At 56.2% G+C, this 509-nt stretch carries 1 rRNA gene; it reads left to right on the plus strand.

Annotated features, from left to right (window positions below):
* A 16S ribosomal RNA gene (locus RH861_RS16320) occupies positions 1 to 502 on the plus strand; the annotation flags it as partial.
* Between the last annotated feature and the right edge of the window lie 7 nt (positions 503 to 509).

Raw genomic sequence — 509 nt, forward strand, 5'->3', positions numbered from 1 at the left:
ACAGGTGGTGCATGGTTGTCGTCAGCTCGTGTCGTGAGATGTTGGGTTAAGTCCCGCAACGAGCGCAACCCTCGTCGCATGTTGCCAGCACGTTATGGTGGGGACTCATGTGAGACTGCCGGGGTCAACTCGGAGGAAGGTGGGGATGACGTCAAATCATCATGCCCCTTATGTCTTGGGCTTCACGCATGCTACAATGGCCGGTACAAAGGGCTGCGATGTCGTAAGGCGGAGCGAATCCCAAAAAGCCGGTCTCAGTTCGGATTGAGGTCTGCAACTCGACCTCATGAAGTCGGAGTCGCTAGTAATCGCAGATCAGCAACGCTGCGGTGAATACGTTCCCGGGCCTTGTACACACCGCCCGTCAAGTCATGAAAGTCGGTAACACCCGAAGCCGGTGGCCTAACCCTTGTGGAGGGAGCCGTCGAAGGTGGGATCGGTGATTAGGACTAAGTCGTAACAAGGTAGCCGTACCGGAAGGTGCGGCTGGATCACCTCCTTTCTAAGGA

This window comes from Agromyces indicus (genome assembly GCF_031432295.1).
Classification (GTDB): domain Bacteria; phylum Actinomycetota; class Actinomycetes; order Actinomycetales; family Microbacteriaceae; genus Agromyces; species Agromyces indicus.